The sequence below is a fragment of the Bacillus cereus group sp. N6 genome (genome assembly GCF_016483705.1).
Lineage (GTDB): Bacteria > Bacillota > Bacilli > Bacillales > Bacillaceae_G > Bacillus_A > Bacillus_A wiedmannii.
The window spans coordinates 181,286-206,950 of record NZ_JAEHBI010000001.1; the positions used below are offsets into that span (position 1 = coordinate 181,286).

A 25,665-nucleotide genomic window follows, 5' to 3' on the forward strand; every position below is an offset into this window, starting at 1 on the left:
AAAGTATATTGGAATACGATTGACAATAGACTAACATCTACAGAAAAGAAAACTCTTAGAGACGTATTACTTAGGGTAGATAAATGTTTAAGAGACTATGGTTATAGTATAAAATAAAACGAATTAAGGGGTAGGTAAGATGGGGAAATTTGTGAAAGACCAAAAGGTAGTTGCATTTACATTAGAGGGGTTAGCACCATGTACAGTTATAAGAGTTGGTTGGATTTTTATTATGGTACAAGTAGAAGAAACGAAGCACCTATACTCAATTACAAAAGGTAAGATAACGTCTATAGAAGAGGATAAACACTATCTTTTAGAAGAGAGTTTTGATGAAGAAGGGGTTTTTGATATTGGTAGAGTTTTTGGCGCGATTGAAACAACAGACATGGAACTTGCAAAGAAATCATTTGAAGAAAATGAAGACTTCAAGAAATACGAAGATTTTCACAATCCATCAGAAGGGAAACTGTATGGTGGAGAGTACTATACTACAATCAAAACAGGTAAAGAGTTACTAGAACAATACTTTAATCGAGAAGAGCTAGAGCGTAATGGTACTAATTAAATTAAAGGTGAAAACAGTGAAAGGTCAAATCTTATTTATGTTAGGTATATAGACTTAAAAAATTTATATTTGATTATTGGGAGGATAAAATAATGGATTTGGTAAACAAATTTTTAAATGGTTTGAAAGCAGCATTATCAACAGATGATCTCGAAACACTAAATAAAGCGTGCGGTGCTACAAAAGAGGATATTGATACATTAAGGTCAGAATATCCAAATTGTCCAGAATCACTAATCTCTTTTCTTGAAAAGATTGATGGTACATATTGGCGGAAATATGGAGAAAACAAAGTTGCGGTATGTATTTTAGGCTCAGATGTTGAAGAGTATCCATATTATTTGCTTTCTACACAGCAGATGCTCGAAAGTTCAAAAGAAGAAGAAGACGTATCCTATCTTTTAGAATACCAAGATGAAGAGGATGCTGTTGATTCTAAGATAAATCCAAAAGGACTTCTCCCTGGCACTTATATTCATTTTTCAGACTGTATGAACAATGGTGGAACATCAAGACTCTATATTGATTTTAACCCTTCTGATGAAGGTGTATGTGGTCAAATCATTCGTTTTTTGCACGACCCTGATGAATATGAAGTGATTGCAAACAGCTTTGATGAGTATTTACAGAATCTTATTGATGGTGATTTTAATTTTCTAGAAGAAGAATCTCAATAATTTGTCTACAAACTCATTTAAAAGGTTAGAATTTAAACAACTTTAAAGAGCCTTACTACAATATGATTTGTAGCGAGGCTCTTATATTTTTTAATCAGAATTAAATTACATTATTATCACTTTACAAAATCTCATCTTAGGATAAATAAAGAATGAAGAACAAAGGGCGATAAAAAGAGGAAGATTCTTTATTTCATCGAGTAATAGGAATGCAAATCCTTCTGATAATAGTAAAACAAAAAACATAAGACATATAAGTACAAAATAAGCAATTTTAAAACTTTTATATTGTATTTGCTGTCCCATTTCATCTTGGCTTTCTTCCGATACTCCGTTTGGATCTCCCCACGTAATATGATTGATGAGGTAGCTAATTATTATTGCACTTGCGAAGATTGTTCCACCTAAAATCGCACCTTCAGAGATGTATTTATAGACTCCATGTATAAGTACTCCAAGTAACGATAAAACGATTGTTAGTAAAATGAAATTTTTGCGATTCATATTAGAAATAACACCTCCATAGTTGTAAAAAACTCTTTACATCCATAGTATAAAATTGGAAAAGTTTTATGTCAAATACTTTTTACATAAATGGTGCAAGAACATGATATTTTGTTTTTATGATTAATAAAAAATTACATTACATTTGAATGTAAAAGAATGGGCTCGCATATATTTGGAAGGGATGTCAGATTAATTTAGGGGGTAGTTATGTCTATTCTATTAAAAGCTGGTGCTGATGCAGGAAATAACGGTTTGAAGTTAATGGTGAAAGGGCAAGACCCTATTTTTATTCCGAGTATATATTCTTTATATATAGGAGAGCCTACAGGATTGTTAGATGAGAGTGATGTTTCATTATCTGAATTAGAAAATCACATTGACGTGACCATTAGTTCTCCATCGCTAATGTTAAATAACGTGCGGTATATCGTTGGGGAAAAAGTCATTCAAGATCAATTAAAAGGCACTGAGGTTGAGAAGAAATCAAATAAGTCAACTGATGAGTTAATGGTTATTACAATTCTATCTGGTTTAGCAGTAAGTGCTATGCGTCAAAGTCCAACTTCTAGTCATATTAATATTCGTTATGATTTATCTGTTGCTCTTCCTATGCAGCTTATTACACAAGAAATAGCTGCGGAAAATGCGAAACGTTATATGGGCAATCATAAGGTTGTGTTCCATTATCCTAACGGACGTGATGTGACAATTAATATTTCAATCGAATATTGTAAATGCCTACCTGAGGGCGCTTCTGGTACGTGGGGCATTGTATATGATGAAGAAGGAAATGTAGTGAAACATAAAATAGAATGTGAACAAAATCAAGTTTCAGAAATTGATTTTGTTGATAAAACTTTATTGTCTTTTGATATTGGTGCAGGGACGACAGAAGAAGTAGTTTCACTAGGTGTGAACTTTAGACCACAACTAAGTAAGGGCTTATCATACGGTGTGAAAGAAACGTTACTACAAATTATTACAAGATGGAATCGGAAGTATCCAACAAAGACGATTGATAGTATTACAGAGTTTAACCAAATTTATTTAAATGAAAAGCACCCAAGAAATGCGTTACTAGTTGAAGAATCACAACCAGCATTATTAGGTTTAGCAGCGCGTGTCGCAACAGATATCATAAACAAAATTGATGACATGAAAGACGATCCATACGTATTTATTTATGGCGGGGGCGCAGTAATTATTAAAAACAGTTTAAAAATGATTTTAAAACAAAAAGGACGACTAACAAATGTAATCTTTGTAGATAATCCATTATTTACAAATGCACGTGGATTATTAGTCTACACTTGTTCGCCAAAATATAGAGAGCATAAGCAAAAAGAGTTAGGATTTACAAACTTAACGATAAGTTAGTTGGTGGAAGTATGCGATCTAGGCGATATAAACGTGGTGATCGAGTAAAAATCAATATTCATAAATCAGTATCACCTGAAATGATTGCATGGCTGAATAAACAATCAAACCCAACCAATTTCTTTTTCTTTGCAGCGCAGCAACTCTTTAAACAAGTAGGAGATATTGATGTGTCAAAAGCTATACCAAGTAGCCATGTTTTCTCATTATACGTGGAGCCATCATCTTTATTAAAGGTCGAAGTAAATCCCTTTAAAAATGTGCCACTAGAAGCTAATAAATCCACCGATAATATAAAAAAAAAATCATGGGAATCTGTTGATCAATTAGATTGTCCGTTTTTTTAAACATAGAAAAAATAAGTATTGCCCATCACTATACATACGGATACAGTGATGGGCTTTTTTACATGTAACGAATAGAAGGGGCACAAATTATGGTGTGCCCCTTCTATTCGTTATTTATCTATATTTTAGATGTATGTTCAATAACTGCATGAATGATGTCTTCCCAGTCATCAGGATGATTTTCATGTCCTGCGCCTTCAAGGGTTAGTAGGACTGAGTTAGGAATTTCATCAATAAGTGCGAGACCATGTTCAAAAGGGAGTGCAGTATCGTCTGTTCCGTGAATAACTAATGTAGGTGCTTGTATGGAGTGAAGCACACCTTCATAAGCATCATCACCTTGAAGTAAAGCGTGATTAAACATACTTAATAGATTGTTTGCGCGTTCTATTTCTTGTTTTACTTGATTATAGACTCTTTTTTCATCAAATGTTCGTTTGGACCCACATAATAGGCGAGATCCGGAAACTAAATATTTTGCTACAACATTTTTATTTGTCCAATCTAAATGCGTGCCATTTGCGTGATGTGTTAAAATTCTTTCGTCCATCGGAGGTAAATCGCGCGTGTTATCGTCAGAGCCTATCACACTTGTAGCCAGTAATGTTAACGTTAAAATTCTTTCGGGATGTTTTACAGCAGCAATTTGAGCGATCATTCCACCTAATGACATACCGAATAGATGTGCTTTATCAATATGATAAGCATCGAGGACCCCAATTGCATCTTCAGCCATATCTGTAACTGTATAATTGGAAGTTCCAGGCTCATATGTAACAGAGCATCCCACATCACGGTTATCAAAACGAATAACAAATTTCCCCGTGTTAGCTAACTGTTCACAAAACTCTTCATCCCAATAAACCATTGAACACGTAGCACCCATAATTAATAAAATAGCTGGGTTTTTAGGGTTCCCAAAGCTTTCTGTACATATATCAATCCCGTTTATTTTAAATATCTTTTCAGTCATAGAGTTCTCCCCATTTCTTTTGAATGTAATTGAAAATACAGTTTTGAGTGATTCTAAGGTGAGTGTACGTTTTCTTACGGAATTCATAACGCTTCTTACGTAATTACCCCCAAAAATAAGTTTATGATAATTCAAGGCAAAAAATTTTGAGAAATATTTGTATGTTATTAAAATAAATAGCAAGGAGGAATGGAAATGAAAGCAATTGTTATAGATCAATATGGTAATGTTGAAGAATTAAAAGAAAGAGAAGTTATAAAACCAATTGTTAAAGGTAACGAGGTATTGATACGTATTCTCGCGACATCTGTTAATCCTGTTGATTGGAAAATAAGAAAAGGAGACTTACAAGAACAGTTGCGATTTTCATTTCCAATTATTTTAGGGTTGGATGTAGCTGGGGTTATTGAAGAAGTTGGGGAAGAGGTAGAGTGCTTCAAAGTAGGAGATAAAGTATTTACGAAACCTGAAAATATAGGGAAGGGCTCTTATGCTGAATTCATTACAGTAAAATCGGATTTAGTATCTTATATGCCTACTAATCTAAGTTTCGAAGAGGCAGCTTCTATTCCTCTTGCAGGACTTACAGCGTGGCAAAGTCTTGTAGATTACGCAAAAATAAAAGAACATGACCGAGTACTCATTCATGCTGGAGCTGGTGGAGTTGGAAGTTTGGCAATCCAAATCGCAAAATCATTTGGAGCTTTTGTTGCGACAACTGCAAGTAGTAAGAATGAAGAGTTTTTAAAGTCTTTAGGAGCAGATCTCGTTATTGATTATAAAAAAGATAAATTTGAAGAGTTACTATCAGATTTCGATATTGTATTAGATACAATAGGTGGCGAAGTACAAGAAAAAAGCTTTCAAATTATAAAATCTGGTGGTGTGTTAGTTTCGATTGTTCATGAGCCAATTCAAAAAGTAAAAGGGATAAAATCAGGGTTTTTATGGCTAAAACCAAACGGAAAGCAATTAGAAGCATTATCAAAATTAATTGTACACGGAAAAATAAAACCAATTATAAGTAAAGTTGTGCCGTTTAATGAAGAGGGGGTTAGAGAAGCTCATATTTTGAGTGAAGGTCAACATATTAGAGGTAAAATTGTAATGAAAGTCGGAGGATAATGAAAATAGTGGCTTGTAGAGAAAGTGAAGTTGAACTACAAAAAACGCAGAAAAAAATACTATCCAAAAAGTCACATTTTCATTTTGGATAGTATTTCTTATTGGATATGTAATGTTATTTCTATAATATACAGTTTCGTATTGTATCATGTAATTTCTCTAAACCAATCAACATATCTTTTTCATTTAACATCGAGTAGCTAATCCGTAATTGGTTATTACTTATATCTGTATTTAATAGACAAGCTGTTCCTGGTAAAAAAGAGACATCTACTTCATTTGCTTTTTGTAATAAGGTAAAGGGATCTATCGAATCAGGAAGTGTAATCCATAAATTAAAGCCACCATTTGGTATTTCAAATCGTAATTCTTTAAGTGGTGATAACATATCAATAGTTATATCACGTCTAATTTGTAAAGCCGTACGTAATTTTTCTAAATGATTTTTCATACGTTCTGCACGTAAAAAAGGAAGGAGTGCTTTTTGCGTTAATAAAGGACTACCGATATCCATTGAACCTTTTACAGCATATAACCATTCAAAAATAGGCCCATCGGCAATAAGAGATGCGATACGCAATCCTGGTGCTAACGTTTTACTAAATCCTTTTATATATATTACATGACCATTCGTATCAAAATTTTTGATAGGAGAGGAAATAGTAGCACCCTCAAAATATATTTCTCCGAAAGAATCATCTTCAATTATAAAAAACTCATATAGCTCTGCTAGTTCTATAAGTTCCATTCGCCGTTCATTACTCATTACTGTACCTGTCGGGTTCTGGAAAGTTGGATTCGTATACAATAATACGGGATTTTTACTTTGACAAATATCATCGATTAAGTCGGAGCGAACTCCATGATTATCAAGAGAAACTGGTATAATTTTAGCACCTTTATTGATGAAAATATCAAGCGCAGCACTGTAACAAGGACTTTCCACTAATACAATATCACCAGGTTTTAATAATGTTTGAGCAATTAAATCAATTCCTTGTTGTGCTCCGCTTGTAATTAATAATTTAGATGGATTGGTCACTAAATTCTGGTGTTCACTTAAGTAATTTGCTATTTCAACTCGCAGTTCATAATCACCCTGTACTGGCCCATAAGTTGCTAGGATCATCTGGTCTTTATGAAGTATTTTATGCATTTCGTCTGCTAAGAATGGATTTGGCAATAAACGAGGATACAAAATCGCTTGTGAAAAATCGTAATATTTTCGGTGCTGATTCATTGCATATTGAGATCGCATAACATTAATCGTTTTCGTTTGTTGCCATTTGTACGGAATTGGTTTGAAATCTTTCTTTACATGTTTATGTATATAAGCACCTTTTCCTTGCTCAATGCGTATATATTCTTTCTTTTCTAATTGCTTGTATGCTTTACGAACAGTTAATAGGCTAATCTGCAAATCTTCGGCCATAGAGCGTAAAGATGGAAGGAGGTCACCATGCGCAAGCATGCCACTTTGTACTCTTTCAACGATTTGCATATATATTTGTTGGTAATACGGTATGTTGGATTCTTTACGAAGGACAATCTTCATGGTTTCACCTTTTTCGTTTTTATTTTATTAAAGCGAAAAATATAAAGAGAATCAACTACAATTTTAAGTAACTGTTATATACATAGATACACTGTTATACACCATACCTTCTATACTCATGTTAAGAGTAAAAAGGAGGAAGAAAAATGGTCATTTTCAATTATATTTTAGTATGTATTATTTTCGGAACAACATTTTTAACGATAAAAATCGGAATTGAAGCAGGAGCGCCCCCATTATTTTCAGCAGGAATTCGTTTCTTTTTAGCAGGCGTCATTCTGATGATTATATTTAAGTTAAAGCGAAAGGAAATTATGCCACATGTATTTTCAAAACGTATTATATATGCTGGTTTTTGCTTAACGTTTATGACATTTGCTACATTGTACTGGGCGGAACAATATATTTCTTCAGGATTAGCTGCTGTACTTTCTGCTACGGGGCCGATGATGATTTTATTATTACAGGCAAAGAGAAATAAGGAAAAATTACAAAAAGAGCAACTTTTTGCTTTAATTATCGCACTAATAGGTGTTGTTTTTGTTTCTTTACCAGGAACGCACCAAGAAGTAAGTCTCATATGGAGTATCGCTTGTTTTGTTTTAATAATAGGAGAGTTATTTTACGGAATAGGCTCTATTCGCTCAAAAGAAATACTTTCGGATTTACAAAGTGTATCACCATTTCTCATTAATGGTATTCAAATGTTTTACGGAGGGGTATTATTACTAATCGCATCCGTCATAGTAGAACAACCGAATGTATCTGTATTAGCTTCATGGAGTGTACAGTGGCCTATTTTATATCTTATCTTTATCGGATCAATTGGTGGGCACGGATTATATTATTGGCTCTTATCAAAAACAAATCCTGTATTCCCGTCAACGTGGTTATATGTATCACCGTTAATTGCTATTATTGTAGGATATATCATATTAGGAGAACCTTTAAACCCTACAATGGGAATAGGTGCTTGTTTTATTTTGGTTGGTGTATTTTTAGCTAATCGATCCACACTCCGGAGCTATTTCAAACAAGGGAAATTATTTGAGAAGGAAATGTAGTAGAATTAAAAACACAGTTGGAAAAATAACCAACTGTGTTTTTTACTTAATTTACTTTTTTTATAAACCCTTTATAATGACGTTTCACAAGCTGACTTTCTAACGTCTTCATTGTTTCAAGTGCTACACCGACGATGATAAGTAAGCTTGTACCACCAATTTGTGCAGAAGGTGGTAATGTAGCAATTTTTGTGAATACGAGCGGTAAAATTGAAATGGCACCTAAGAAAATTGCACCGATAAATGTTAAACGGTATAAAATTTTCGTTACATATTGTTCTGTTGATTTACCAGGACGAATACCAGGCACATAGCCATTTTGTTTTTTCAAATTCTCAGCCATTTGTTCAGGGTTTACTTGAATAAATGCGTAGAAGTATGTGAAAGCAACGATCAGACCGACATAAAGCGTCATTCCAAGTGGATGTGCGAAATCAAGATTTGCAACTAACCATTGCGATACGCTTGAATCAGGGAAGAGCTGCGCAATTGTACGCGGCGTCATTAAAAATGCGGAAGCAAAGATAACTGGAATTACACCAGCACTATTTACTTTAAGAGGTAAATGAGTGTTTTTTGCTCCTTGATATTGATTGTTTCCTGAAACAGCTTTTGCATATTGAATCGGTATTTTACGCACAGCTTGTTGAATGTAAATAACACCAACAACTATCGCTAAAATTACGAGACCAATTAAGACCATCTTTATGATGTGCATGAATAATTGATCGCCTGCATTTTGAAATTGTTGCAAATAAATTTGATTCGCAACATTTGGAATCGCCGCAATAAGTCCTGCGAAGATAATCATCGAAATACCGTTACCAACGCCATTAGCGGTAATTTGTTCACCTAACCAAAGTAAAAATGCAGTACCTGCAGTTAAAACTGTCGCAATAAATAAGTATGTAGTCCAGCTTTGATCTGTAATTAATTGTCCACCTGCTATATTATTAAAACCATAAGACATCCCAATGGCTTGTATGAATGCGAGAATGATTGTAAAGTATCGAGTGAATTGAGCTGATTTCTTTCGGCCCATTTCTCCTTGCTTTGCCCATTCCGAAAATTTAGGTATAACGTCCATTTGTAGTAATTGTACTATGATGGAAGCTGTAATATATGGTGTAATACCTACAGCAAAGATTGAGAAGTGTTGCAGTGCTCCTCCGCCAAATACGTTTAGCATACCTAAAACGTTAGCTTGATCTTGTACTTTTAATACCTCTGCGTTAGTATGAGGAACTGGAATAAACGTGCCAATTCGAAAAACAATTAGCATCGCTAGTGTAAAAAGAATTTTGTTTCTTATCTCAGCTACTCTCATGAAATTTGAAATCGTACGAAACATTATGTCGCCTCCTATATTTTTATCAGTTCAAAACTGATGGTTATATCCCGATGAAGTAACCACAAACCTCCTTCCGCATTAAATTCATTTGACAAATGGAATTTTATACACTTTGTAGTTTTCTCGGATATAAAAATATAAGGTGTTTTTTAGCGACCAATAAGCTTTTCGTAATCATTCAATACACATAATATATCGAATAAATTAACAAATGTACATACATACGCATGAAAAATGAATGAATAGGGGCATTTTTTACATTTATTTAATGATGAATTGATAGGATTTGCTTTTAATCGTTAGTAATTTTTTAATAAACGAACGGAAGTGATTAGATCGGATGAAAACTTTAAAAGAGAATTATGTGAAATACATCTAGAATTTTCTCGCGTAATTTATGGTGTATATATTAATAAATATTAAGTAGCACGTTCCTCCGTATGAGGATAGCGCACTAAATAATCATTAAATGATAAAAAAATGCAGCTGAATTGTTAGACAAAAATAACAGGTAAGCTGCATTTCATTATTATTCAATGTTAGTAAAGATTGATTTATTTGTGCCAATAAAAAAGAACAAATAAATTCATGGCCTTAACTATCTCTATTATTTACTAATCAAATAGTAACGGAGAATTTCAATGTATTAGCTAACGATTTTTAAGGGTTATTGTGCAGAGAAATCACCAAATCAACAATTAAATGAGACGAGCATATACTAATAAATGACACAATGCATTTATGATTTATAATCGTATGTAAAGAGCACCTTAGGGAGCTCTTTTTTTATTGAAATTAATGCACTTATATGAGTTGTTCTTTATTTATATCATTGTCCTAACATTATATAATTTTTCATAATGTTACATAAATTGTGCGTTTTCCCTTTTTTAACAGAAACAGGAAGTATACTTTGTACAAGCTTTCTATTTCAAAAATTATACGAGGTGAACAAAATGAAAAACAAAAAGACATTAACTAAGGTAGCATTAACAACAGGTTTAGCTTTAACGGCTGTTGCACCATACGGAGTAGGTTATGCAGAGGAAACAGATCAACTTCAAGTTCAAATTCAGGAAGAATCGTTCCGTTCGGGTGAACTTACACAACCGTCACAAAAGGCACCAGAGAATGTAGTAAAAGATGCTCTTAAGGAGAAAACAGAACAAGCTCTTTCTCCAAAGCAAGTCAATGGAGAAACAGGAGTAGATTATAAAGTTCTTCAAAAACGTGGTTCATATGATGGGACTACACTTGTACGTATTCAGCAAACATACGAAGGAAAAGAAGTATACGGCCATCAATTAACTGCACACGTAGATAATAACGGTGTTATTAAAAGTATTTCAGGCGATAGTGCGCAAAATTTAAAACAAGAAGAATTGAAAAAAACTATTAATCTATCAAAAGATGAAGCAAAACAATATATTTATACGAAGTACGGGAACGATATCAATTTTATTTCTGAGCCCGAAGTTAAAGAAGTTATTTTTGTTGATGAAAATAATGGACAAGCTAGCAATGCATACCAAGTTACATTTGAAGCTGCAACACCAAAATATGTTTCCGGAACTTATTTAGTAAATGCACAAAATGGTGATATGTTAAAAAATATGGTACAAGAATCTAACTTAAAAGCAAGTGAAAAACTAGTTGGAGCATTAAAGAAAAGTAAAAAAAGCAATCTTACATCATTAACTGGAACAGGAAAAGATGATTTAGGTATATCACGTACATTTGGAATCTCTCAACAAAGTAATGGCAAATATGCTCTTGCTGATTATACAAGAGGGCAAGGAATCGAAACATATGATGTGAATTATAGAGACATTACTAAAGAAGAAAGCTATTATCCTGGTACATTAGCAACTAGTACTTCGACAACATTTAACGATCCAAAAGCAGTAAGTGCTCATTACTTAGCAACAAAAGTATTTGATTTTTATAAAGATAAATACAAGCGTAATAGCTTTGATAATAAGGGACAAAAGGTAGTTTCAGTTGTACACGCTTGGGATTCTGGAGATACGAATGATCCGAAAAATTGGCAGAATGCATTAAGTGCGAATAATGGAAGTATGCTTGTATACGGAGATCCTATCGTCAAGGCATACGACGTAGCTGGCCATGAATTTACACATGCAGTTACTTCTAGCGAATCTAATCTTGAATATTACGGTGAATCTGGTGCGATTAATGAGGCGCTATCTGATATTATGGGAACATCTATTGAGAAATACGTAAACAATGGAAGTTTTAACTGGACTATGGGAGAACAAACTGGATCTGTTTTCCGTGATATGGAAAACCCGGCTTCTGTTCCATCTTCACTTGGAGTACCTTATCCAGATGATTACAGTGAATTTAACGATTTTAATGGATGGGATCAAGGTGGCGTTCATTTTAATTCAAGTATTATTAATAAAGTTGCGTATCTCATTGCAAAAGGTGGAACTCATAACGGTGTAACTGTTAAAGGGATTGGTGAAGATAAAATGTTTGATATCTTCTATTATGCAAATACAGATGAGTTAAACATGACTTCTAATTTCAAAGAGTTGAGATCAGCATGTATTCGAGTGGCAACGAATAAATATGGAGCAAATACTGCTGAAGTTCAAGCAGTTCAAAAGGCATTTGATGCAGCAAAAATTAAGTAAGTTAGAAATATAGTTTTCATTCATATATTATTACGTTATGAAAAACAGCTACTGTCATTTTAAAGATAGTAGCTGTTTTTTATACAGCAATGTATGATTGAAAATACACTTACTAAGCAATAATTAGGTTGTCTATCTTTATGAAGTTACGACACATATATAAGGTTTAAAGTGTATAAAAACAGAAAATTAATAATATATTGACCTCTTAATAGAAAGTGCTATAAAATGAAAGCGATAACAAACGATTGCTTTAAAATGATTTCCTTGATCTTTTAGTATTTACAAATATATGAAGACATAAATAAACCTATTTTTTTAAACATTAATGCAAACGTTTTCGTATTAAAAGATCATTGAAATACATATGTGAAAATAGCCAATATGGGGGTGAAGTAAAAGAGAGTTCTAGATTAATTTAAGTAGTGTAATTTAGTACGAGCATAATAAATTGTACGTACTATTTAAAGAAAGGGTGTATGTGGTGCAAATGATAAAAAGATTAATTAACAAATCAGTTTTATTACTTACTATAATCGTTATGTTATCATCTGTTTTCTCTTTTCAAAGTGTAAAGGCAGTTTCAAATTCGAAAACAACTGAAGTTATCATTCATTACAAAGAACAGTCTGGAAATACAAAGGATTGGAACCTTTGGTTATGGGGAGAAAATGCGAATGGTAAATCATATGAATTTACTGGTGAAGATGAATTTGGAAAGTACGCTAAGATTAATATAGATGATGACTATAATCGTGTAGGATTTATTATTCGTACAAATGAGTGGGAAAAAGATGGTGGCGATCGTTGGATTGAAAATATAAAGGACGGTCGTGCTGAAGTGTGGATTCTTTCGGGTGATGATAAAGTATATACTTCTAAGCCTTCTTCGGATCTATCAATTCAAAAAGCAACTATTGATAGTTTTAATGAAATCACTGTAACGACTAATGTTCCGTTTAATAGTAAGGAACAGAAAATTGAAATTGAGGGCATTAAAATTAAGGAAATTAATCCTTTTGATAAAAATGGTGGAGATATTACAAATAAGGTGAAAATAATTACGGAACAGAAAATTGATTTAAAACAGACATACAAAGTTAAAATCGAAAACGTAGCTGATACGTATACCGAAATCGGTAAAGTCATTCGTAGTGCGGAGTTTGATCATTCATTTTATTATGGTGGTAACGATTTAGGTAATATATATACACCACAACATACAAAGTTCCGTGTATGGGCTCCTACTGCGAGTGAAGCGAAGTTAGTTACATATAAAAAATGGAACGATAAAATAGGTACTGAAATAAACATGCAACAAAGTGAAAAAGGCACTTGGAAAGCAGAACTTACAGGGAACCAAAAAGGTCTCTTTTATACGTATAAGGTGAAAATTGGTGATAGGTGGACAGAAGCAGTTGATCCGTATGTGCGTGCTGCTTCTGTAAATGGAGATAAAGGTGCAGTTGTTGATTTAGAAGAAACAACTCCTGAAAAATGGAAAACAAACAAAAAGCCAAAATTTAAAAATCCGGAAGATGCAATTATTTATGAATTGCATGTACGTGATCTTTCTATTCAGCCCGAAAGTGGTATAAAACATAAAGGAAAATATTTAGGTGTAACTGAAAAAGGAACAAGAGGGCCTAAAGATGTGAAAACAGGACTTGATCATATGAAAGATCTTGGTGTTACGCACGTACAGCTTTTACCGATATTTGATTATGCTTCAGTAAATGAAGAGAATTTAAACGAACCACAATATAACTGGGGATATGACCCGAAAAACTTCAACGTTCCAGAGGGATCCTATTCTACAAATCCATATGAGCCAACTGTTCGAATAACTGAATTAAAGCAAATGATTCAAACACTGCATGATAATAATCTTCGTGTTGTGATGGATGTAGTATATAACCATATGTATAACGCTGCTGAATCTAATTTTCATAAGTTAGTTCCAGGTTATTATTACCGTTACAATGAAGATGGAACATTTGCAAATGGAACTGGAGTAGGAAATGATACAGCTTCAGAACGAAAAATGATGAGAAAATTTATGGTGGATTCGGTCACATACTGGGCAAAAGAATACAATTTAGACGGATTCCGTTTTGATTTAATGGGGATTCATGATTATGAAACAATGAATGAAATACGTAAAGCTGTTAATCAAATTGACCCTTCTATTATACTGTATGGGGAAGGTTGGGATTTAAATACACCTCTTGCAGCTGAATTGAAAGCAAATCAAAAAAATGCAGTGAAAATGAAAGGGATTGCTCATTTTAACGATAATATACGTGATGGATTAAAAGGTAGTGTATTTGAGGAGAAGGAAAATGGATTTGTAAATGGAAAGGACAACATGGAAGACCGTATTAAAAAAGGGATTACGGCAGGCATTGACTACGATATAAATTCGTCTACTTATCAAGATCCAGAGCAGGTGCTCACTTATGTGGAAGCGCATGATAATCATACATTATGGGACAAACTTGAGTTAACTAATCCAGGTGACAGTGAAGAAGTGCGAAAACAAATGCACAAATTGTCTTCTTCAATTTTATTAACATCACAAGGCATTCCATTCTTACATGCAGGACAAGAGTTTATGCGCACGAAATATGGTGATCATAACAGTTACAAATCTCCTGATTCAATTAACCAGATGGACTGGTTGCGCCGTGCAGCATTTAATAATGAGGTAGAATATATGAAGGGCTTAATAGAATTACGCAAAAAGTACTCAGCTTTTCGAATGACATCTCCAGAACAAATAAAAAAACATATAGCTTTTATGGATACTCCCAAAAATGTTGTGGCTTATTCAATAAAGGGAAATGGGAATAAAAATGAATACTTTATGGTGACTCACAACGCAAATAAGGAAGCCGTTGACATAACACTTCCATCGAAAGGTCCGTGGAAAGTACTAGTAGACGGAAAACAGGCAGGTAGTAAAACACTTTATGTTGTCCATGATAATAAAATTAAAGTTCCTGCATTAAGTTCACTAGTTTTAAAAACGGAGAAACCAATTAAATAAAAGCAAATAATGTGGAAGTATATATAGAATTGAGTAATTTAAATACGGATTATAAATGCAAAAAGCGAAGTGACGGTTATTTTCACTTCGCTTTTAAAGTTCATGTAATATAATTTCACATACTGTAATTATATTACAAATTAATAAAAGAGATAGGCAAGGAAACATTGCTATTATGATAGGAGGAGGCGAAGATACCTTGATGTTTATCATTAAAATTATCTAAAATACATTCTTAATTTATATAATTTTTATTACATATTCGAACATATAACGGGCTAGATGTTCGAGTTGTATTAATTTCTACAAATCGTTTAAAGATAAAAAAGGCTTAAAAAGTATATGGCATAAAAAAGAGAAAAGACACCTTAAATGGTGTCTTTTCTCTTTTTTAAATACGATATGTTAGTAACTTACTTGTATGTAATGGTACGTTACATTGTTAAACTAACTTCAAAAGAAAAATTTTAAATTTTTTTCTTAATCTATATGTAATAAATATCACGAGAAAATTTTATCGATATAACAAATAAAACTTTCTCAATATTAATATGTTTAATAACTATACCCATCTGCTTTCCAATCCATTACAATAATTTCACATTGCAAATGCGTCAATGTTCTTAATATTCTAAATGGTTTATACCTTATAGGATTACTATGGGAAAGGATGTGAAATATCTAATAAAAAAACACTTTTTATGATGAAATAAAAAAAATTAATGAAGAAAAAGTTATTTCATTATTTTCAAATTTCGTTGAAGTGCATGTATTTATAATCACTATGAGACAAGGATCAGAATCTAAAAAATATTTTTTGTAGATTAGAAAATTGCATTTCAAAAATAAGTTAAAAGTTTATGGAGGGTTATATGAACGAGAAAATTTATTACTGGTCTCCTATTAAGCATTGGGAGAAGTTGCATAATGAAGTTTTGATAGGGGACATGAGATTTACAGGCATTCTATCTGAGTGGTTTCCTGAGTTTTATTTTATGGCTCAAAAAGGTGTAAAAATTAGTAAACTAGTAGAGCGCTTTTCTTTAGGAAATATAGAAGAGACACAAAAAACAATAGAGCTTATGATAAAAAATCGTGTGTTAGTAAGTAACATATTACACCCAAGAGAAGTATTTTCCACACAAGAAAAGATTTTTCCGAATCCATATAGCAACCAGATTCGCTTTTCTAAAGAAGAGTTAGATACATATATGCGTGAACAATTTAATCGAACGCACGTTGCTGCGCGATCAACCGAAATTCAACTTGAAACAACAAATGAGCTACCCACTATAATCAAGGAACGTAGGTCTTGTCGCCAATTTGATATGAAAAAACATATTAATTTTTTAGAATTTTCTCATTTCATATCAACTCTAAAACAGGTTAGGGAAGAAAAAATATACTATCATTACGCAAGTGCAGGCGGACTCTACCCTATTGATATCTTTGTTTATATAAAACCAAAACGTATAGAAGGTATAAAAGCTGGGTTTTATTATTATAACCCATCAAAAAATAGTCTTGTGATTGTAAACAACATTGATCAAGTAATCAAAAGTGATCATGAGTTAATTAACCAGGATTTATTTACTCAATCTGCTTTCTCAGTTTATTTGGTTTATAATGCGAACGCTTCCATCCCGAAATACGGTTCAGATGGATATTTATTTGCTTGTATTGAGTCAGGCATTATCACTGCTACCTTAAATATGGTTGCTGAGACATTAAATTTAGGCGTTTGTTCAGTTGGTCATATGAAATTTGAAGAGATTCAGCAATTTTTATGTTTGGATAACCATCAAGTATTTCTCCATGGGCTTGAAGTTGGCCTGAAAATTAACGAATAGAAGAAATGAATATTAGGGGGATAAAGATAAACATGCACATTAAAGATCGAAGTTCTATTCATGGAAATAAAGGGGTAGAAGCGTTTTGGAAGGAGCAATTATCTTCCGAGGTTCTTGATTTTTCTATATTTAATAGTGATTACCAACTAAATAAAGAAAATCCTTGTGAGCACGTTCAAATCATAATGAATGTAGAGTTGAGTAAAAGTATACAAAAAGAAAGTAAGTCTCAAGATTTATTATTATTTAGCTGGTTACAGGCCGCGTTAAGGATTTGTTTGGCACACTATACAGATCAAGAAAGAATTACTATTGGTATTCCTGTAATCGAAAAAAATCTTGAAAAAAGCGAGAATCTTAATAAATTGATTCCTTTAGGAAGTGAAATCCATCCGCATCATAGCTTTAAACAAGTAGTGAATCAGATTGAAGAAACGACTTTATTCGGGTATGACAATCAGGGGTATCCACTCTCTGAATTATTAGTGGAACATCCTTTAACTCCTTTTCAAATTGTTATTGGGATGGAAGGGTTACATAATAAAAATTCGATAGAAGAATATGCAGAGAATAATTTAGCGGTTTGGATACAAAGAAAATGGAATGAAATACATAATGAATTTGAATTTCAAATTTCTTTCAAATCTCATTCGTTTTCTTCTTTGCAACAGTTTGCAAATTCGTATCTTTATATTTTAAAGCAAGTATTAAAAAATCCGAATTTGGCAGTGAAAGATACGTGTATTATTGCAGAAGAAGAGAAAGAGTTGTTAGAAGGATGGAATAACAGTCAGACAAACATAGACTTGTCTCTAACATTTCAAGATTTGTTTGAAGAACAAGTGTTAAAAACCCCAGATCAAATCGCTGTTGTTTGTAATGATCAATATTTAACATATAAAGAATTGAATAAGAAAGCAAATCAATTGGCTTTTATTCTTCAAGGTAAAGGTGTATCCAAGGAAAGTATTATTGGGGTTATGGTAGACCGGTCATTAGAAATGATCATTGGCATGATGGGAATTTTTAAAGCAGGTGCAGCATATTTACCAATCGATCCTAACTATCCAAATGAGCGAATTGAATATATGTTACAAGATAGTCAAGCAAAATGTTTATTGAGCAAGCGAACGGAAGTAGAGTCACCGCAATTTGCTGGTGAAGTGCTGTATCTTGATGAGGAACATCTCTTCCAAGGTGAAGAAAGTAATTTAATTCGGGAAGGCGCTCCTAATGATTTAGCTTATGTCATTTACACATCAGGATCAACAGGAAATCCAAAAGGAGTAATGGTGGAACAGAAATCTCTTGTTCATTTTTTAAGTGCAATGAGAGAAAAAGTAAAAGATAATCAATCATTCTTGTTTCTTGCTAGTGTTTCTTTTGATATTTCCTTGTTAGAAATATGTCTTCCTTTAACACAAGGCTCGAAAGTAGTCATTGCTACAGAGGACCAGTTTGCAACAAAAGAATTGGCTCATTTGGTCAAAGTACATAAGGTAGATTTATGGGAATCAACGCCATCGCGAATGGAAGTGATTTTAAGTGATCCAGAAGGGGTAAATTTTCTGAAAGATTTAAAATCTATTTTGTTAGCAGGAGAAGCATTTTCCATTGATTTGGTTGAAAAAATTCGATGCATCAGTGAAGCGACAATTTTAAATATTTATGGTCCTACAGAAACAACCATTTGTGCAACAGTAAAGGATTTGAGCTCCGCCAAAGAAGTTACGATTGGAAGTCCCAATCCGAATTATCATTCCTATATATTGAATAAGTATGGTCAATTAAAACCATTTGGAATTCTGGGTGAACTCTGTATTGGTGGCGTGGCGGTAGCACGAGGGTATCTTGGGAAATCTAAACTGACAGATGAAAAATTTGTACCGAGTCCTTTTACTGCAGGAGAAATGATGTATCATACGGGTGATCTCGTTCGTTGGTTGCCTAATGGAGAACTTGAATATCTAGGTCGAATGGATCATCAAGTAAAAATTCGGGGATATCGGATTGAATTAAGAGAAATCGAAAGCCAGTTAAGGGAATATCCACAAATAAAGCAAGCTATCGTTGTTGATCAAGTATATGGAAATAGGAAATTATTAGCTGCGTACTATGTATCCGATAATAAGGTCTCTTTTGATGAAATCAGAAAATATTTAAGTGATAAATTACCTGAGTTTATGATTCCTGAAAAAATGATTCAGGTGGAAGAGATTCCGCTGAATCCAAATGGGAAAGTAGATAGGAAAAGATTATTAGATATAACACAAACGGATTATATATCAATTCCATACGTTGCACCGCGCAATGAAATTGAACAAACATTGGTGCATGCATGGGAAAAAGTTATGGAGATTGAGGGAATCGGTATTCATGATAATTTTTTTGCTTTAAAAGGAGAATCGATTAAAGCACTTCAGGTAATTAATTTATTAAGAAAAGACTGCTTAAAAATAAGTACAACAGATTTTTTTAAGCATCCTACGATTGCTCAACTTAGTTCTTGTGTAGAGGTAGAGCATAAAGGGGAAAACTTTGAAAATAGACCAACTCATGTTAAAGATTTGTCTAAGTCATTTCCATTAACAGAGGTTCAGACAGCGTACATGTTAGGGAGGAATTCACAGTTTGAATTAAGTGGTATTTCACCTCAAACATATTTTGAATATGAAACAAAATTGGATATTAATCGTCTTTCAAAAAGCTTTCAAAAGGTAATTCATCGTCATCCAATGTTGCGAGCTGTAATTTTACCAGAGGGAGAACAGCAAATATTACAAAGCGTTCCTGATTACGAGATTGAAATAGTTAGTCTCATAGATTTAGATGATAGGAATCAAAATGCTCGCTTACAAGAAGAACGTTCTCGAATGACTAACCATGTATTCCCTTTGGGGAAATGGCCTTTGTTTGAATTAAAAGCCTTTCTTTTAAAAGAAGACACGTATTTATTATGTTTTCGATACGATGCTTTATTAATGGACGGAGCAAGCATGAACATAGTTGGACAGGATTTGTTGCATTATTATTATAAACCAAATCAAAAATTAGAATCTCTATCTTTTGATTTTCAAGATTACATGTTTATCTATGATGAAATGGAACAAAGTGAAGAATATAAAACAGCAAAAGATTATTGGACAAGTAAGCTTCCTGACTTTCCATTTGCACCTTCTTTGCTGTTAAAAAAGGATCCGGCAGAGATTGCTACTCCTAAATTCCAATCACTTACTAAGATCCTGGACAATGAAAAGTGGACAAAGCTACGAAAGTTAGCACAAGAGAAAGAAGTAACTCCTTCCGCTCTGCTTTGTACAATATATGGTGATGTGTTGGCAGATTGGAGTAATCAACGTAAATTTGCAATTAATTTGACTGTATTTAACCGTTATCCTGTTCATGAAGAAGTAGAACAGATTGTGGGAGATTTCACATCGCTTATTTTGTTGGATGTTGATGTAAAACCAGAGCAATCTTTCTTTACTAGAGTAAAAGAAACGCAATCTACTTTATTGGATGGCCTTGAACATCGTCATTACGATGGAGTTAACTTTATTCGAGATTTTACTCGATACCACCAAATGACGCCAAAAGCAGTTATGCCAATTGTTTTCACCTCGATGCTAGCAGGTGCGGGTGCGTTTGCTTGGGAACAGCTTGGTTCTCTTCGCCATATTCATGCTCGGACTCCACAAGTGTATTTGGATAATGTAGTAATTGAAAAAAATGGAGAGTTATTAATTAGCTGGAACTATGTTGAAGAGTTGTTTGATGTTGATGTAATAGAAGCAATGTTTTCCCAATTTGTTGACTTATTGGAACAATTAGTGAAACAAAGCGACATAACATCTTTGCAGATGAAAGAATCGGATCAAACTTTAATTGAGCAATATAATAAAACAACTGAAAAAATACCTTTAACTACTCTGTATCAATTATTTACAGACCAAGTAAAACGTACACCGGATGAAGTAGCAGTGGTATTTGAGCAAGAATGGTTAACATACTCGGAACTTCATAAACGCTCCAATCAAATTGCGCATTTCTTAAAAGAGCAAGACATTGGTCTAGGTGACAAAGTGGGTCTTTTAGCAAAAAGACAAGTTGACACAATTGCTAATATGATAGGTATTTTAAAAACAGGTGCCGCTTATGTTCCGATTGATCCCGATCATCCTTTAGATCGCCAAACATATATTTTAAAAAATAGCTCATGCAAACTTTTATTAGAACCTAGTCTTTATGAAGAAAAACATTTGTCATTATATACAACAGAAGATATGCCCGCTATTGCTGGTCCAGAAGATCTTGCCTATATCATATACACTTCAGGAAGTACAGGGAAACCAAAAGGAGTAATTATTACTCATCAAGCGGTTGCAAATACCATTCAAGACATTAATCAAAAATATCAGATAAATGAAGATGATCGTATTATTGGTATCTCTTCCATCTGTTTTGACCTATCTGTATACGATATTTTCGGAACGTTAAGCACAGGTGCAATGTTGGTAATGATTCGTGATCCAAGAAACATGCAAGAATTAATCCGTACCGTCGAGCGTAGAGGAATTACAATTTGGAATACAGTGCCTGCAATCATGGATTTGGCATTGGATCAAGTAGGTTCTCATTTTGAACAATCTTCTTTGCGTTTAGTTTTACATAGTGGAGACTGGATTCCACTTTCTTTGCCAGGAAAAATAAAACGGCATTTTCCAATTGCAGAAGTAGTTTCACTAGGAGGAGCAACAGAAGCATCGATTTGGTCAATTTATTATCCGGTCAAACAGGTGGAATCACATTGGAATAGTATTCCATATGGGATGCCTTTGGCGAATCAAACGTATTATGTGTTGAACTATGAAAAGAAAATGTGCCCTGTTGGTGTAATTGGGGATTTATATATCGGGGGAGTGGGCCTTGCTAAAGGATATTTAAATGACGAACAGAAAACGAATGACGCATTTGTGTCACATCCTGATTTTGGTCTTTTATACAAAACAGGAGATTGTGGAAAAATGCATCCTGAGGGATATATTGAATTTTTAGGCCGCCAAGATTATCAAGTGAAAATTCAAGGATATCGAGTAGAGTTAGAAGAAATTGCCCATTGTCTTCTAACTTACAAACAAATCGAACATGCTGTTGTAATTGATCAAACAGATGAGAATGGAATAAAATTTTTAGTTGCATATGTGGTAAATGAGCAAAATATTAGTACAACAGAACTACGAAAGCATTTGCGAGATCACTTGCCGGATTACATGATTCCTTCTTATTTTGTTTATTTGGAACAATTACCCTTGACTCCAAACGGGAAATTAGATAGAAAAGCGCTCCCTACTCCAGAGAAACAAAAAAATGAAGTATTTATTGCTCCAAAAACTGAAATGGAAAAAATATTAACTAGTGTTTGGCAAGAAGTACTCAAAGTAGATCGAGTTGGGGTAAATGATCATTTCTTTGCCTTAGGTGGAGATTCGATAAAAGCAATTCAAGTGTCCGTCAGACTATATAGACAAGGATTTGAGCTAGAGCCAAAAAATCTATTTTCATTTCCTATATTAGGGGACATGGTTCAATTTGTTAAAAAGCTAGACCATCTTTCAAGTTCACAAACAAATGATGTAAACAATATGAACGATAATAAAGCTACATTACTAAATGTTAAAGATAAACAACTTAATCAACATATACTTACCAAAATACAAGAAAAAATGCCGGATATAAATATAGAACGTATTTACCCATTAGTACCTTTCCAGAAAGTTATTTATGAACATGCTGCGACTGAACCGGATACAAATGCATATTTTGAACAAATAATTTGGTCACTTGAGGGGGAACTGGATATTGATCTCTTTATTCAGTGTTTCCAACAATTAATTAATCGTCATGATTCTTTAAGAACAATAATTGTGCAAGATGAACAAGCACAACCTTGGCAAGCTGTTCTACATGATGTTCAAATGATTTCAGAGATAAAAAAATTGGTTGATATGACGAAACAAGAACAGCAACAATTCCTAGACCAGTGGATGAATGAAAATTTAAGTCGAGGATTTAAAAATGATGAACTCATGAACCGTCTCTGTATATTCCAACTAGGTAATAAGGAGCATAAGGTGGTTTGGAGTTCCCATCATCTGTTATGTGATGGTTGGAGCGTCAGCATTTTAATAGACGAATTATTCCAACTCTATGAAACAAAAAATGCCGGAACTATGGCGGATTTACCTATTGTAAAACCTTTTGAAACATTCATAAATTGGACTGTAGCACAAGATCATGAGAGAGCACGTCATTTTTGGCGCGATTATTTATCAGGGTACAATCGGAAAATTAGTATTCCTAAAAAGAAAGTAATAACTCAAAGTGAAGGGTTAAACTTCACATTTATGGATTTAACATTAAATAAGGATTTGACTAGTCAGTTACAGGCATTTGTAACTAAAAACAATATAACTATGAATACGGCATTACTAGCTGTATGGGGAATATTGCTTGGCAAATACAATGGAACAAGAGAAATAGTATTACCTAATCTCGTATCAATCAGACCTCCCGAAGTAGAAGGAATTGAAAATATGTTTGGTCTGTTCACAAATGTTTTGCCTATCCGACTAGCATGGACAGAAACGCAAACTTTTGTAGATTTCCTGCAAAAAGTACAACTAGAAACATTGAAGTGTAATGAGTATGCATATTATTCATTTGTTGATATACAAAAGCAAAGTGAATTAAAAACCGAGTTGACTGACCATCTTTGGGTTTTTGAAAACTATCCAACTAACCAAGCTATCTTCTCTTCAAATGAAAACAGAAATTTTGCTATCACAGATTACGAAGTTGTTGATGAGCCGCATGTAAAGTATGGAATTATGTGCTTCCCTGAAGAGACACTTACAATAAAGTTTGGATATAATCAAACCGTATATGAAGCAGCGACAATACAAGAAATATTGAATCACATCCATCAGTTAATCAACATGATTCTTCAAAATCCAATACAGGCAATCGGTGAATACAAATTATAAAAAATAAAAAGGCGAGAAAGAACTCGCCTTTTTAAATAGAATAGGGGTAAACCAAATGACAAAAAACCTGCAGTTATCAGCTGAAGAGATGCGTCAGTTAGGATATCAAGCGGTTGACTTAATTGTTGATCATATGAATCATTTAAAAAGTAAACCAGTTTCGGAAACGATTGATAGTAATATTTTTAGAGACAAGCTAATTGAAACGATTCCGGAAAACGGATCCAATCCAAAAGAGTTACTTCATTTCCTTAATAACAATGTGTTTAATCAAATTACTCATGTGGATCATCCTCATTTTATGGCTTTTGTGCCCGGTCCTAATAATTATGTTGGTGTAGTAGCAGATTTTTTAGCAAGTGGATTTAATGTATTTCCTACAGCTTGGATAGTAGGTGCAGGTGCTGAACAAATTGAATTAACGACAATCAACTGGTTAAAATCAATGCTAGGATTCCCTGATTCAGCAGAAGGACTATTTGTCAGTGGCGGTTCCATGGCTAATTTGACTGCACTTACTGTAGCGAGACAGGTCAAGTTGAATAATGACATAGAAAATGCGGTTGTGTATTTCTCTAACCAAACTCATTTTTCTGTAGATCGAGCACTTAAAGTATTAGGGTTTAAACATCATCAAATTTGCCGAATTGAAACAGATGAAGAGCTAAGAATTTCAGTTAGTACTTTAAAAAAGCAAATAAAAGAAGATCGATTAAAAGGGAAAAAACCATTCTGTGTTATTGCCAATGCAGGGACAACAAATTGCGGAGCAGTGGACTCTCTCGATGAATTGGCTGATCTATGTGGTGATGAAGATGTATGGCTACACGCGGATGGGGCTTATGGGGCTGCAGCAATTCTCAGTGAAAAAGGAAGGGAGTTGTTAAGAGGAATTCATCGTGCTGATTCTTTGACGTTAGACCCGCATAAATGGCTTTTTCAGCCTTATGATGTTGGTTGTGTACTCATTCGAAATAGCCAATATTTAAGTAAAACGTTCCGTATGATCCCAGAGTATATTAAGGATACGGAAACTAATTTAGAAGAAAAAGTGAATTTTGGGGAGCGCGGAATTGAACTTTCTCGTAGATTTAGAGCATTAAAGGTATGGCTTTCTTTTAAAGCATTTGGAATCACAGCTTTTCGTGAGGCAATAGATCATGGTATTATGTTGGCTGAACAAGTTGAAGAGTTTTTAAGGAAAGAAAAAGATTGGGAAGTAGTAACACCTGCTCAATTAGGGATTGTTACTTTTCGTTACATTCCTTGTGGTCTAACGTCTACAGATACAATTCATGAAATAAACAAAAAACTGGTGGAAGAAATTAATCAAAGAGGATTTTCTATGCTAAGTACGACTAGATTGAAAGAAAAAGTAGTAATTCGACTTTGCTCTATCAATCCAAGGACAACAATAGAAGAAATGCTTCAAATCATGATGAGCATAAAAGCAGTGGCAGAGGAAATAAACACTTCGTCTAAACATCTTATATCTGTTTCTCAGACTTGATATATTAGG

General features: G+C 33.5%; 15 protein-coding genes. 11 read left to right on the plus strand and 4 right to left on the minus strand.

The window, feature by feature from the left end; all coding sequences use genetic code 11:
• Nucleotides 1-139 precede the first annotated feature (139 nt).
• Together JDS99_RS01035 and JDS99_RS01040 are read left to right on the plus strand one after the other, a co-directional pair.
• Complete coding sequence (locus JDS99_RS01035) at nt 140-568, plus strand: hypothetical protein (protein ID WP_199694262.1); 429 nt, start codon at nt 140-142, stop codon at nt 566-568.
• A gap of 92 nt (nt 569-660) precedes the next feature.
• Nucleotides 661-1,245 (plus strand): SMI1/KNR4 family protein, encoded by a 585-nt coding sequence (locus JDS99_RS01040; protein ID WP_097994221.1) that lies wholly within the window; start codon nt 661-663, stop codon nt 1,243-1,245.
• A gap of 105 nt (nt 1,246-1,350) precedes the next feature.
• On the opposite strand, the gene JDS99_RS01045 is transcribed toward JDS99_RS01040, so the two are convergent.
• Nucleotides 1,351-1,749 (minus strand): DUF2178 domain-containing protein, encoded by a 399-nt coding sequence (locus tag JDS99_RS01045; RefSeq protein ID WP_199694264.1) that lies wholly within the window; start codon nt 1,747-1,749, stop codon nt 1,351-1,353.
• A gap of 210 nt (nt 1,750-1,959) precedes the next feature.
• Here JDS99_RS01045 and JDS99_RS01050 point away from each other — a divergent pair, with 210 nt between their 5' ends.
• Nucleotides 1,960-3,129 (plus strand): ParM/StbA family protein, encoded by a 1,170-nt coding sequence (locus JDS99_RS01050; RefSeq protein WP_000025617.1) that lies wholly within the window; start codon nt 1,960-1,962, stop codon nt 3,127-3,129.
• Between the two features lie 11 nt (nt 3,130-3,140).
• Nucleotides 3,141-3,476 (plus strand): hypothetical protein, encoded by a 336-nt coding sequence (locus tag JDS99_RS01055; RefSeq protein WP_001257747.1) that lies wholly within the window; start codon nt 3,141-3,143, stop codon nt 3,474-3,476.
• 118 nt (nt 3,477-3,594) lie between these two features.
• Here JDS99_RS01055 and mle read toward each other — a convergent pair whose 3' ends face one another.
• The gene (gene mle, locus JDS99_RS01060; protein ID WP_088608800.1) at nt 3,595-4,449 is read right to left on the minus strand and encodes a BCA family alpha/beta fold macrolide esterase; all 855 of its coding nucleotides are present in this window, start codon (nt 4,447-4,449) and stop codon (nt 3,595-3,597) included.
• 195 nt (nt 4,450-4,644) lie between these two features.
• Between mle and JDS99_RS01065 the strand changes: the two genes are divergently transcribed.
• Nucleotides 4,645-5,574, plus strand: a complete 930-nt coding sequence (locus JDS99_RS01065; protein WP_048547280.1) for an NADP-dependent oxidoreductase — start codon at nt 4,645-4,647, stop codon at nt 5,572-5,574.
• A 121-nt stretch (nt 5,575-5,695) separates the two neighbouring features.
• Here JDS99_RS01065 and pdxR read toward each other — a convergent pair whose 3' ends face one another.
• The gene (pdxR, locus tag JDS99_RS01070) at nt 5,696-7,129 is read right to left on the minus strand and encodes a MocR-like pyridoxine biosynthesis transcription factor PdxR (RefSeq protein WP_199694266.1); all 1,434 of its coding nucleotides are present in this window, start codon (nt 7,127-7,129) and stop codon (nt 5,696-5,698) included.
• A gap of 146 nt (nt 7,130-7,275) precedes the next feature.
• Between pdxR and JDS99_RS01075 the strand changes: the two genes are divergently transcribed.
• The gene (locus JDS99_RS01075) at nt 7,276-8,193 is read left to right on the plus strand and encodes a DMT family transporter (protein WP_060486758.1); all 918 of its coding nucleotides are present in this window, start codon (nt 7,276-7,278) and stop codon (nt 8,191-8,193) included.
• Nucleotides 8,194-8,239: 46 nt separating this feature from the next.
• Here the strand turns inward: JDS99_RS01075 and secY are convergent, their stop codons facing one another.
• On the minus strand, nt 8,240-9,544 hold the full coding sequence (gene secY / locus JDS99_RS01080; protein ID WP_199694268.1) for a preprotein translocase subunit SecY: 1,305 nt from the start codon (nt 9,542-9,544) through the stop codon (nt 8,240-8,242).
• A 956-nt stretch (nt 9,545-10,500) separates the two neighbouring features.
• Between secY and JDS99_RS01085 the strand changes: the two genes are divergently transcribed.
• The 5 genes from JDS99_RS01085 (at nt 10,501) to JDS99_RS01105 (ending at nt 25,656) form a co-directional block, all read left to right on the plus strand.
• On the plus strand, nt 10,501-12,204 hold the full coding sequence (locus JDS99_RS01085) for a M4 family metallopeptidase (RefSeq protein ID WP_087984479.1): 1,704 nt from the start codon (nt 10,501-10,503) through the stop codon (nt 12,202-12,204).
• A 484-nt stretch (nt 12,205-12,688) separates the two neighbouring features.
• The gene (gene pulA, locus JDS99_RS01090; RefSeq protein WP_199694270.1) at nt 12,689-15,253 is read left to right on the plus strand and encodes a type I pullulanase; all 2,565 of its coding nucleotides are present in this window, start codon (nt 12,689-12,691) and stop codon (nt 15,251-15,253) included.
• Nucleotides 15,254-16,125: 872 nt separating this feature from the next.
• On the plus strand, nt 16,126-17,103 hold the full coding sequence (locus JDS99_RS01095; RefSeq protein WP_142291754.1) for a SagB/ThcOx family dehydrogenase: 978 nt from the start codon (nt 16,126-16,128) through the stop codon (nt 17,101-17,103).
• 32 nt (nt 17,104-17,135) lie between these two features.
• Complete coding sequence (locus JDS99_RS01100) at nt 17,136-24,146, plus strand: non-ribosomal peptide synthetase (RefSeq protein WP_199694271.1); 7,011 nt, start codon at nt 17,136-17,138, stop codon at nt 24,144-24,146.
• Between the two features lie 55 nt (nt 24,147-24,201).
• Nucleotides 24,202-25,656, plus strand: a complete 1,455-nt coding sequence (locus tag JDS99_RS01105) for a pyridoxal phosphate-dependent decarboxylase family protein (protein ID WP_088063649.1) — start codon at nt 24,202-24,204, stop codon at nt 25,654-25,656.
• Nucleotides 25,657-25,665 lie beyond the last annotated feature (9 nt).